This window comes from Bacillus sp. JJ1122 (assembly GCF_036964885.1).
Lineage (GTDB): Bacteria > Bacillota > Bacilli > Bacillales > Cytobacillaceae > Mesobacillus.
On record NZ_JBALQL010000036.1, the window covers coordinates 1 to 10,544 of the forward strand.

At 39.3% G+C, this 10,544-nt stretch carries 13 protein-coding genes, 1 pseudogene and 1 riboswitch; of the genes and pseudogenes, 12 read left to right on the top strand and 2 right to left on the bottom strand.

Annotated elements, in window-relative coordinates; genetic code table 11:
• Window positions 1-238: hypothetical protein (locus tag V7201_RS19315; protein WP_335378397.1), on the top strand; the 238-nt coding region annotated here is incomplete at its 5' end.
• Between the two features lie 164 nt (window positions 239-402).
• Here V7201_RS19315 and V7201_RS19320 read toward each other — a convergent pair.
• On the bottom strand, window positions 403-948 hold the full coding sequence (locus V7201_RS19320; RefSeq protein WP_335378398.1) for a hypothetical protein: 546 nt from the start codon (window positions 946-948) through the stop codon (window positions 403-405).
• A gap of 323 nt (window positions 949-1,271) precedes the next feature.
• On the opposite strand from V7201_RS19320, the gene V7201_RS19325 reads away from it, so the two are divergent.
• The 9 genes from V7201_RS19325 (at window position 1,272) to V7201_RS19365 (ending at window position 7,005) form a co-directional block, all read left to right on the top strand.
• Window positions 1,272-1,640 (top strand): hypothetical protein, encoded by a 369-nt coding sequence (locus V7201_RS19325; RefSeq protein WP_335378399.1) that lies wholly within the window; start codon window positions 1,272-1,274, stop codon window positions 1,638-1,640.
• Between the two features lie 165 nt (window positions 1,641-1,805).
• A complete protein-coding gene (locus tag V7201_RS19330; RefSeq protein ID WP_335378400.1) occupies window positions 1,806-2,144 on the top strand; it encodes a YolD-like family protein in 339 nt (112 codons plus the stop codon).
• A 108-nt stretch (window positions 2,145-2,252) separates the two neighbouring features.
• On the top strand, window positions 2,253-2,723 hold the full coding sequence (locus V7201_RS19335; protein WP_335378401.1) for a GNAT family N-acetyltransferase: 471 nt from the start codon (window positions 2,253-2,255) through the stop codon (window positions 2,721-2,723).
• 26 nt (window positions 2,724-2,749) lie between these two features.
• On the top strand, window positions 2,750-3,136 hold the full coding sequence (locus V7201_RS19340; RefSeq protein WP_335378402.1) for an NUDIX hydrolase: 387 nt from the start codon (window positions 2,750-2,752) through the stop codon (window positions 3,134-3,136).
• Window positions 3,137-3,421: 285 nt separating this feature from the next.
• Window positions 3,422-3,703 carry a hypothetical protein gene (locus V7201_RS19345; RefSeq protein WP_335378403.1) on the top strand — a complete coding sequence of 94 codons (282 nt, stop codon included), beginning with the start codon at window positions 3,422-3,424 and terminating at the stop codon, window positions 3,701-3,703.
• Between the two features lie 147 nt (window positions 3,704-3,850).
• A complete protein-coding gene (locus V7201_RS19350; protein WP_335378465.1) occupies window positions 3,851-4,759 on the top strand; it encodes a DMT family transporter in 909 nt (302 codons plus the stop codon).
• A gap of 257 nt (window positions 4,760-5,016) precedes the next feature.
• Window positions 5,017-5,709: a sigma-70 family RNA polymerase sigma factor gene (locus V7201_RS19355; RefSeq protein WP_335378404.1), complete on the top strand. Its 693-nt coding sequence runs from the start codon at window positions 5,017-5,019 to the stop codon at window positions 5,707-5,709.
• Between the two features lie 21 nt (window positions 5,710-5,730).
• Window positions 5,731-6,309, top strand: coding sequence for an ATP-dependent Clp endopeptidase proteolytic subunit ClpP (gene clpP / locus V7201_RS19360; protein WP_335378405.1), 579 nt, complete (start codon window positions 5,731-5,733; stop codon window positions 6,307-6,309).
• 204 nt (window positions 6,310-6,513) lie between these two features.
• Window positions 6,514-7,005 carry a GNAT family N-acetyltransferase gene (locus tag V7201_RS19365; RefSeq protein ID WP_335378406.1) on the top strand — a complete coding sequence of 164 codons (492 nt, stop codon included), beginning with the start codon at window positions 6,514-6,516 and terminating at the stop codon, window positions 7,003-7,005.
• 107 nt (window positions 7,006-7,112) lie between these two features.
• Here the strand turns inward: V7201_RS19365 and V7201_RS19370 are convergent, their stop codons facing one another.
• A complete protein-coding gene (locus V7201_RS19370) occupies window positions 7,113-7,553 on the bottom strand; it encodes an SRPBCC family protein (protein ID WP_335378407.1) in 441 nt (146 codons plus the stop codon).
• Between the two features lie 282 nt (window positions 7,554-7,835).
• Between V7201_RS19370 and V7201_RS19375 the strand changes: the two genes are divergently transcribed.
• Entirely contained in the window at window positions 7,836-9,011 is a 1,176-nt protein-coding gene (locus V7201_RS19375) for an LL-diaminopimelate aminotransferase (protein ID WP_335378408.1), read from the top strand.
• Between the two features lie 89 nt (window positions 9,012-9,100).
• A riboswitch (SAM riboswitch) is annotated at window positions 9,101-9,204 on the top strand.
• 139 nt (window positions 9,205-9,343) lie between these two features.
• A pseudogene (locus tag V7201_RS19380) lies at window positions 9,344-10,393 on the top strand (LLM class flavin-dependent oxidoreductase).
• The last annotated feature ends 151 nt before the right edge of the window (window positions 10,394-10,544 follow it).

A 10,544-nucleotide genomic window follows, 5' to 3' on the forward strand; every position in this document is an offset into this window, starting at 1 on the left:
CTGGAACGAAAAACAACAGTCTTTTTTAAGAGAGCCAATTAATAATAAGGAGAAACACATCATGTTTATCGAAAAACGGGCGGAAAAAAGAAGGATGAAAAAGCAAGAAAAGAACTATGGACTATGGGATTTTGTAAGTGATGTCCTGTTCTGGATACCGGAATTGATTATTCTTCCGTTTCGTCTGTTGTTTCTCCTGTTCAGGTTTCTGGTGAGATCGGTTTTTGATTCCTTTTAAACTTTAAAAAACCGCGAAAAGATTTTAAGGGGCTCGTTCAATTATCGGAAGGAAAACTTAGTTTTTCACCATCAAGAACTACACATTTATCAGTTAATTTAACATTGGAAACAGCAAACAAAAGCATCGGTCATTAAAACCGATGCTTATTAACGTGGTTCTGATTATGGATTTACTGAGTTAGCTATTTCTACTAAAATTTCTGGTGTTACTTGGTCAGATATAGCTTTATTAATGTTTAAAACATACTGCCAACCATTCTTTTCGAATACCAGTAAATTAAACCTTCTTGCGATTTTGGTACTATAACTCGCTTTGGTTCCATCTTTAAGTTCGAAGGTTTGATCAATATGCTCCTTTCTAATTGGTAAACCGTGCTTTACTGGTTTAACCCAAATCATATAGTGATTTTTGGGATTATTTATATGTCTGTATTCAATTTCAAACTCATCGTTAGTGTCACCATCCAAATCATTAAGCCTTCCAAAACTGTGTGTGAATTCAATGGGAGGCATTTGCACTGGCAAAGCAATATTCCGTTTGAAATGCTCATTACTTTCTTGTAATGCGTCGTAAACCTCTTTGTAGCCAATATTGAAAAATGACTTTTGGAATTCTTCGCTTGTGTAGTTAGCTTTAACTCCGCAGGAAATTGAGAAAGTATAAATAATACACAAAACGGGGAATTTTAGTATTTTGATGATTACCACCTCCTAAACTTTCTAGAAAACATACTTACATTATTATCTGCAATGATTACCTTAGTTATAAAAACTTCTTATACACGAAGTTACTCATACAACTTTTAGGACATATTTGCAGGAATTTTCCTGTCATTTTTTCCTGACATTAAAACATGTACAGGCACTTACAGCGATTTTTTCCAATTGTAATCATGTTCTAGTGGATCGCAGATCATGAGGGCAGCATTATCAGAAGAACATCTTTTCAGAAAATTAAGAAAAAGCGGTATACCTTTTTATGAAAATGTATATAATAGAGAGAAAAACTATTAGGCAAAAGGGGAAAAGGTATGGTGACATATGGCACTTTTTTACGTTTAGTAGAAGAGGCGGAAAAGTTGAACTGCAAGGTGATTCTCGATTCTAAGAAAAAAATTAATTTTAATCCTAACATGTCCATTACGATTCCATTATCAACGACTCTGGAAAATATTTATGCCTTTGCCCATGAAATCGGGCATCTAATAGACTTTGTTAATGGTGAACTTAACTATGATTTATGGTTGAATGACTGGTCTTACCGAATAACGGCCGAAATGAGTGCATGGGTTCATGCTTATAAGGTGTTACAGGACTTGGATGTTCCGCTTGATGACTGGAAATCTCATGTTGAATCCAAATTATCGACTTATTTTAAATATCACGAGGTAATTGCTTGATTTGGAGACCGGCTATTTAGCTGGTCTTTTGTATTTACATTAAAAAGTTGTTTAATTTTTACATTCATTCTTTCATTTGTCTAATTAATAACCCAAAAATAAATAGTTTAAGAACGTTTGTTCGGGTTATAATAACAGCGAAGGCAGTTGAAGGGATTGATACATATGAGAATACGTGACAGAGGATTGCTGAAGTTTTTACCTGCACATTTTGCACCTGAACACCGGGCATTATTGCGAGAACTTGCTCGCGATGAACTTCGCCAGGCTAAACCATTACTGGACGAGTATGAAATCGAAGAGCTGGAAAACCGCATTTGTTACGCGATGGAGTATACATACCCTGTAGTTCTTTCGAAGTGGGAGGACGGATTTACACAAGTAGAACAAGGATTGGTCCATTATCTTGACCCTATAAAAAAAGAGGTCCGGTTGGTTAGCAAAGACGGGACAGCAATGTCCATAAAGTTTACGGATATTGTTGGGGTTGAGGTGATTGAATGACTAAGGTAGCACATTTCTGAAAGTGGATATGAAAGGAATCTGTGCGGAAAAAGGGGAAATCGACTTTTTAGCGAATTATTTTAGGAAGGAAGAACGGGGGCTAGAGAGATGAGTATAAATATTAAAATCATGCCAGTTACTCAGGATAATATCAGAGCCTGTGCGAGACTGGAAGTATCTGAGGATCAAAAGAAATTTGTCGCAAGGAATTTGGCTACGATTGCCTGGGCTTATGTAGATCCCAAATTCACACCGTATGCTATTTGTGATGGTGATACGGTAGTAGGGTTGGCTGCTGTTGAGTATATTCCAGAAAATGAAGACTATGATCGGCACTGGGTACCAAGGTATATGATTGGGGAAGATTACCAGGGCAAAGGGTATGGAAGGCTCGCGATGGAAAAAATCATTGAAATGATTATTTCTGAGCATCCTGATTGTCAAAGGGTCCGTCTTTCAGTAGTCCCGGAAAACGCAGGTGCTATTCAATTTTATAAAAAACTCGGCTTCGTTGAAACGGATGAAATGATAGAGACCGAGAAGGTTATGGACTATTTTGTTAAAGTTAATAGCTTGTAAAAAATATTGGTAAGTGGGTGAAGAGCATGGTCTCTCAGGCTCTAATAATTCGCGATAGCAAACTTTTAATGGTCAAACAATACGTATCAAGTGGACGGATTGTCTGGAATTTTCCAGGTGGTGGTATGGAAGGGAATGAGGCTCCAGAAGAAGCATGTATCCGAGAGGTAAAAGAGGAAACGGGCTATGATGCTGTTGTAATAAGGCTCCTTAATAAAGATGAATTCAAATATACCTTTATAGCGGAAATTATCGGCGGGGAACTTGGCTACGATCAAACGATTGAAGACAATGACGATTTACTTGCCGTTTCATGGATATCTCTTAATGATGTTGATAAATTTGATGGTTTCATTATTCCATTATTGGAACTATTCCAGGAGCAGGAAAACCGGGTGGAAGCGATCGATTAAAGTTAGAATTATAGTGTTCATGGATGGAACATGTAGTACGGGATTTCATTCGTGGCTCGTGCTTCCTGCATTTTTCCTCTTCAGTTTGGAATACTTCTAAGTGGTTAATGTAATATCCATATGTTTTTTAAAAGGCATTTCCTTTTTGGGAATGTCTTTTTTTATGAATAGAGAAGATTTTTCATAGAAAAGCACATAATAAAATAAGTGAAGCGATGCAATAAGAGATCATGGTGCTTCAAGGCTCATCACTTAGTAAAATAACAACAAGGTTGAGGTGCAATAATGGAAGCATTTCCTATTATCCATACAAATTTTTGGGATGCAGTTGTAGCGGTGCCAGTAATCATTTTAGCGACTCAGCTTCTTAAAATCTTAATGCATATCCGTAAACCATTAGTTCCGGCGCTGGCTAATCTAATAGGATTTATCATCTCCATTTTCATTGCTCATCCAAATAATCTTTGGGCAGGTATATTCATGGGGTTTTTCTACGGAAACGCAGCAGTTGGAGTGTATGCCTCTTTAAAGACTCAAATAAAAGCGTTTCGAAATGAAGAATTCTAAAGGGGAATGAGCACGGTCTTTAATGATCTAGCTTCCGAATCTCTCCCTAATAAAGGATATCTTTTGCAAAAAGAAGAATATAGAGAGATACTGACAACGAGTTAGGGAGGGGATTTTACATTGTCAGATTCTAGTTTTAACAGGACCATTCATCCAGTACTTTTTGGAGTCCTTGTTGTAGTAACGACCTTTCTTATGGGATCTTCTTTTACCGTGGGAAAAATCGGCTTAACATATGTATCCCCGTTATTGCTGGTCGGCTTAAGATTCACTTTGGCTGGTTTGATTATGTCAGTGCTGGTCAGGAAAAAACAGCTGCCAGTAAATTTTACTGAGTGGGCAAAGGTATTCATAATTGGTATGTTCCAAACAACTGGTGTAATGGGATGCATTTTTCTAAGCTTACGAACAATAACCGCTGGAGAGTCTTCCATTCTCACTTTTAGCAATCCACTGATTGTTGTCATTATGGGTACAGCGTTTCTGGGAATACGTTACAGATTCATGCAATGGCTAGGTGCGATTATCGGCTTTATTGGCGTTTTTGTCACATTGGGATTTCATCTGCAGCTGACTTCTGGCACGCTCCTTGGGTTAGGTGCAGCAGTATCCTGGTCGATTGCGACGATACTGATCAAACAATGGGGCAGCCAATTTAATGTCTGGGTGTTAACGGCTTATCAGATGCTATTTGGCGGCAGCATTTTATTAATAATGGGAATAACAATTGAAGCACCCAAGCTGTCTATTAATCTAATGTCGGTATCGATTATCTTATGGCTCGCCATTATGGCGTCGATTGTTCAATTTGCGATATGGTTTTACCTAATCAACGAAGGAGACCCTGGAAAGACAAGTGCATTTCTATTCCTTGCACCTTTTTTCGGTGTCCTCACAGGCTGGATGCTTCTTGATGAAGTGGTGAATTGGTATGTCTACGCCGGAGGAACACTCATTTTTATAGGGATCTTCCTTGTTAATTGGACATTTAAAAAATCCAAGGTAAATCAGGATGAAGCATTGGACAAAGAACAAAAGAAAAAAGAAGTCCTTTAGCACACCACCGCGCTGGGGGTCAGACCCCCAGTGCTTTAGAGTGGTAAAGTGGTTCGGGCAATCTAATAAACAGCTCAGCAATGTGAATGAGGTAAAAATTATACATAACATCAAATCTGTGTATTTTCTCATATAATGCTTGAAAAGGAAGTAGGATTATAACTTTTTCTTGTTATTTGAAAAAAATTTTTCAGGGCGTATCTTTTTCTCTCCCTTCATTCGTTTAAGGATCAGAGAGGTTTAAAGGAGTGAACAGAATGCAAACCAAAAAGCGTTTGGAGGCCGTTGATATACAGGAGGAGACAAGGGGAAACAGCGAGATAACTCAGTTTTATCCCCGCCTGCAGCAGTATTGTCAATTCCTGGCTCAAAATGGCTGGGATGGAGATGATCTGTTTCAAGAAACGATCATTAAGGCAATTAAGCACTATGAATCATCCCAAATTAATTCTGCCTTGCTGAAAAAAATTGCTTACCATCACTGGGTGGACACGATTAGAAAGCGGAAGCATGAGGTACCAGGGATTCCAGAAGATTTTTCAGGGCAAGAGGCTGCTTTCAAACAGAACAGCGCGGCAGAAACGGTTGAGCTGTTAATGGAAAAAATGACACCTAAGCAGTCAGTTATTTTCATCCTTAAGGAAGCATTCCGATTTCAATCAGCGGAGATTGCAGGTTTGCTGGGGATGACTGAAATGGCAGTTAAAGGATCGCTGCATCGTGCGAGAAAACGGCTTGAAAAAGAAGGAACTCTTCGTGATGTGGACTCGTTACAGGATGAAGGGGAAGAAAAGCTCCTTTCAAGCCTGTTGAGCGAATCTCTTCAAGCACAAGATCCTGAGGTCCTGTTAGAAAATATACGTGAAATCCCATCTCTTTTTGCTGCTCCAAAAATGGCTATGGTCATGCATTCAAGTTCTGCTCTCTCTTCTTTCAAAATGGCAGCCTAATCAGAAAAGGGAGGAAATATCATGGGTACAATTCCATATGTTATCGAGCAGTCAAACAGGGGAGAAAGGTCTTACGACATTTATTCTCGACTTTTAAAAGACCGCATCATCATGCTTGGTGATGAAATTAATGATCAGGTAGCGAACAGTGTCATCGCTCAGCTGTTATTCCTTGAAGCGGATAATCCTGAAAAGGATATTTCGATTTATATCAACAGTCCTGGAGGTTCAACTTCAGCTGGATTCGCCATCTTTGATACGATGGAATATATCAAGCCTGATATCAGTACGATTTGCATTGGAATGGCAGCCTCATTTGGAGCGATGCTTTTGCTCGCAGGTACAAAGGGAAAGCGATACGCCCTGCCAAACAGTGAAATCATGATTCATCAGCCGCTTGGCGGAGCTAGGGGGCAGGCCACAGAAATCGAAATCTCGGCACGGAGAATTCTCAAGCTTCGTGAGCATATAAACTCCATCATCTCTGATCGAACAGGGCAGCACATTGAAAAAATTGCGAAAGACACGGACCGTGATTATTTCATGAGTGCACAGGAAGCCCTTGAATACGGGATTATTGATAAAATCATCTCGAAATAGTTGCTGAGTCGTATAGCATCCCTGTAAAAAAATGAGCTGTTCAACGGCTCATTTTTTTACATTTAATCTCTAAATCCATTAAAATGGAATTGTAGCCATCAGGATGAGTGTCATACTAGAGATCTTAATAAAACATAATTTGGGAAATCATTGTATAGGAAAATCCTGAGAAGTAACGAACTAGCTTAAAACGGAGGAAAGTGAATGAAAGTAGAGATCAGGCAAGCCGTAGATAGTGACAGAGATATTTTTATCGAGTATGCAGTTAAATTAAGCAACTTCAATCGAAATAACCATTCAAACGAATGTACATACGATAATTATGAAAGCGTTATTAATACAATAAAACAGAATGCATATGAAACATTTAATAGTAGAAATGACGATACGCTAATCTTAATTGCAGAATTAGAAGGAACACCCGTTGGATATGCCTTAGGCAGAATTTTTGAAGAAAATGAAGCAGCAGATAATGGAACAGGCAGGATGGGTCTTTTTGATGAACTATTTTTGGAGGATGCCGCTAGAGGACATGGTCTGGGACAAAGACTATTAGACGAGACGGTAAATTGGATGAAAGATAAAGGGATTAATAGAATTAAATTACATGCCTATTCATGGAATGATCATGCGAAAAAATTATACGCGAGAAATGGTTTTAAGGAATATGCAGTATCCTATGAAACATTTATTTAGAAAGTCAATTGATTTTGATTTGTTATCGTAACGCAAAAAGGTGTCACAAAAAGGGTATTATTTTCTCTTTGTATTGCCAAGAAGTAATACCCTAGTCATTTTCCTTCTTAATGCACCAATGATGCTCTTAAATTACTCATGCCATTTTCCAAATATCCTTTTAAACAAGTTAGCATATAGACCCAACCTTCTTTTTGCTGGATCATTTTATTTACTATTTCAGGATCATCTGCTATCAAACCAGATTCGATCACTTCAACAATGGTACTCGTATCGTCCATCTCTTTCAGTGTGATTGTAACAATTGTTTCTTGATTTTCTGCTCCCCATGAAAACACGATTTTCTTATTTTCTTCGACCTCCAACACATGGACGGAACCTTCTGCATTGTATTCATCATACCTCCAGATTATCGTCTTTCCTGGTTCCATTCTTCCTGTTCCGGATGAAAACCAGAAATTAGCCATCTTTACAGGGTTTACAAATGCTTCATATACCTCATGAGCGGGCTTTGAAATTTTCATTTTTGTAGTAATTTGAGTATCCATAATTATTTTCACTCCTTCTAAATATTTAACATTTTTTTCATTTTACCATTAATATAAGCTTGGAACCTACCATTGCAATAAGATGATCATCGCATGCCTTTTTGAAAACCTATTAAAAGAGTGGCATGGGCAGAGGACTTTATTAAGTCAAAAATTCAGAAGAATAAAAAAAGATTCTGGAACTGTAAATGTGAGACTGTTATAATCGAATTTATATTTTAAAAAATTAGAATTCTCAAAGAACAGCAACATGACGCAAATTCACAGTAAAGGGGAATGTCCATGAATCTCTACGGATCAGAAAAAATTAGAAAAATGACTTCCAGCATCTTTCAGGAGGTGGTAGATCGAAAGCAGGCTGCTGTTTTGAAAGGGAAAGATGTGATCGATCTTAGCATCGGGAGCCCGGATTTCCCGCCACCCTCATTTGTAGTTGATACCCTGGTTGAATATTCGAAGGATCCTGGAAGATACGGGTATACATTGAAAGGGATCAGTGAATTCAATGAGGCAGTTAAGTATTTTTATCAGCAGCGTTATGGTGTTGAACTGGATGATAAAAATGAAGTCCTGCAGCTTATGGGTTCTCAGGATGGACTTGCTCATCTTGCCACAGCGATCATTGATCCAGGTGATTATGTACTTGTGCCGGATCCCGGGTACCCAATCTATGAAGCTAGTGTAACGATTGCTGGCGGGCTCATCCATCCAATGCCACTGCTTGAAGAGAATAAATTTCTCCCTAAACTTAATGAAATTCCAGAAAACGTTTTACATAAGACGAAAATGATGGTTTTAAGCTACCCGGGAAATCCTGTTACTGCGCTTGCTGACCATAGCTTTTTCGAAGAGGTTATCCAGTTTGCCAAGCTGCATAATATCCTGGTTGTGCATGATTTTGCATATTCTGAGCTTATCTATGATGGAAACCCGCAAATCAGTTTCATGTCAGTGCCTGGTGCTAAGGAAGTGGGTGTAGAGTTCAATTCGCTCTCGAAAACGTTTAATATGGCAGGCTGCCGAATTGGCTATGTGGTAGGCAATCCACAAGTCATTGATATCTTGGCTTCTTTTAAATCACATATCGACTATGGGATCTTTTATCCGATCCAGATGGCAGCAGTTGCTGCCTTGACTTCTGATTATTCGTTTCTGCAGGACCAGGTAAGGCAATATGAAGCTCGTAGGGATGCCTTAGTTTCCGGATTAAGAAATAGCGGGTGGCAGGTCGCTAATTCCCCAGCAACGATGTTTGTCTGGGCGAAAATACCTGCCGGATGGAAATCCCGTGATTTTGCTTTCGAATTGATTGAACAGGAAGGAATTGCAGTCGTCCCTGGTGACGCTTTCGGCAAACAAGGCGAGGGCTATGTTCGTATCGCGATGGTACAGCCTCCGGAGAGACTGACAGAAGCAGCAGAGCGTGTGAACCGGTTTATGCTTGAGCACTCCTTATAATATTGTAAAATATTTCGGTATACGAATTGACTTTTATTTAAATTTAGAATATTATCACTTTATTGAACTAAAATTTAATACATATTGTCTTCTTATCAAGAGAGGTGGAGGGAAAGGCCCTGCGAAACCTCGGCAACAGGTTCATTAGAACACTGTGCCAATTCCTGCGAACTTTTTGTTCGAAAGATAAGGAGAGAGTTTTTAACAGCTCTCTTCTTAGTGAAGGGAGCTTTTGTTTTTGAGAGACTTTGTTAAGTCTCTATCTTTTTAAAATAATACCAACTTAACAGGTTGGTAAAGTCGAGATTAAATGAGCATAGGAGAGATTAGGAATGAAGTATGGATTTTGGCTGCCAATTTTTGGCGGATGGTTAAGGAATGTTGAAGACGAAAAGATGCCACCGACTTTTGAATATGCTAAGACGGTGATCAAATCAGCAGAGCAATTGGGTTATTCTACATCATTAATCGCTGAGCTGTACTTAAATGATATTAAAGGACCCGAGCATGATTCACTTGAAGCCTGGACAACAGCTGCCGCACTTGCTTCTGTTACGGAAAAAAAGAAATTATGGCTGCTGTCCGTCCTGGCTTTCACAATCCGGCTATCACTGCAAAGATGGCCGCAAATATAGACCAGATTAGCAACGGACGTTTCACTCTGAATGTCGTTTCTGCCTGGTGGGAAGAAGAAGCACGCCAGTACGGAGGTATTTTCACCGAGCATGATGAGAGATATGAAAGGACCACGGAATTCATCGATGTTTTAAAGGGACTTTGGAGCGGATACAGTTTTTCGTATGAGGGAAAATTTTATCAACTGAAAGATACACAGCTATTTCCAAAACCGGTTCAGCGTCCCAATCCGATTTTAGTACGCGGGCGGAGAAAGCGAGAAGGGAAAACAGACGATTGTTGAGAAATGCGATGCTTATGTGATGCATGGAGGTACGGTTGAGGAAATTCAGCGGAAAATTACCGATATGAAAATTCGCAGAGCTGCTACGGGGAATGCAGAACTGTCAGAGTTCGGAATGGCGGCCTATGTCATTTGCCGGGATACCGAGGAAGAAGCGCTGGGTGAATTGGAGCGAATCACATATGTGAAGGAATCGAGCGCCTACGCAGGATTTAAGGATTTCACGAGCAAATCTCAGCTCGAACAACAGATCCAGCTTCAGGATTATTCCGTTTCCAATCGTGGTTTGCGACCAAACTTGGTGGGCACACCAGAGCAGATTGCAGAACGAATTTTACAGTATGAAGAGGCTGGACTAGGATTGCTTCTTCTCCAATTCTCACCTCAGTTAGAGGAAATGGAGCGTTTCGCGAAAGATGTCATGCCCCTCGTCGAAGAGAAAAGAGAACGATTGACAGTTTGATAAAATCTAGATTTATTGTATCTGTCTGAATGTAAAAGCATTTCGTTTTTGAGTTGAGCTCTCTTTTTTAGAAAGGCTCTGTTAGTGCCAAATGTTGTTTATGACCACTGTTGATTGTAGTGGAAGGCGCGCAGACTCCTCCGAAAATGCT

Coding starts and splice junctions, on each gene's coding strand:
- V7201_RS19355 (WP_335378404.1), top strand. CDS start 5,017: ATGCAAACCAAAAAGCGTTTGGAGGCCGTTGATATACAGGAGGAGACA.
- V7201_RS19345 (WP_335378403.1), top strand. CDS start 3,422: ATGGAAGCATTTCCTATTATCCATACAAATTTTTGGGATGCAGTTGTA.
- V7201_RS19370 (WP_335378407.1), bottom strand. CDS start 7,553: ATGGATACTCAAATTACTACAAAAATGAAAATTTCAAAGCCCGCTCAT.
- V7201_RS19330 (WP_335378400.1), top strand. CDS start 1,806: ATGAGAATACGTGACAGAGGATTGCTGAAGTTTTTACCTGCACATTTT.
- V7201_RS19340 (WP_335378402.1), top strand. CDS start 2,750: ATGGTCTCTCAGGCTCTAATAATTCGCGATAGCAAACTTTTAATGGTC.
- V7201_RS19365 (WP_335378406.1), top strand. CDS start 6,514: ATGAAAGTAGAGATCAGGCAAGCCGTAGATAGTGACAGAGATATTTTT.
- V7201_RS19375 (WP_335378408.1), top strand. CDS start 7,836: ATGAATCTCTACGGATCAGAAAAAATTAGAAAAATGACTTCCAGCATC.
- clpP (WP_335378405.1), top strand. CDS start 5,731: ATGGGTACAATTCCATATGTTATCGAGCAGTCAAACAGGGGAGAAAGG.
- V7201_RS19335 (WP_335378401.1), top strand. CDS start 2,253: ATGAGTATAAATATTAAAATCATGCCAGTTACTCAGGATAATATCAGA.
- V7201_RS19325 (WP_335378399.1), top strand. CDS start 1,272: ATGGTGACATATGGCACTTTTTTACGTTTAGTAGAAGAGGCGGAAAAG.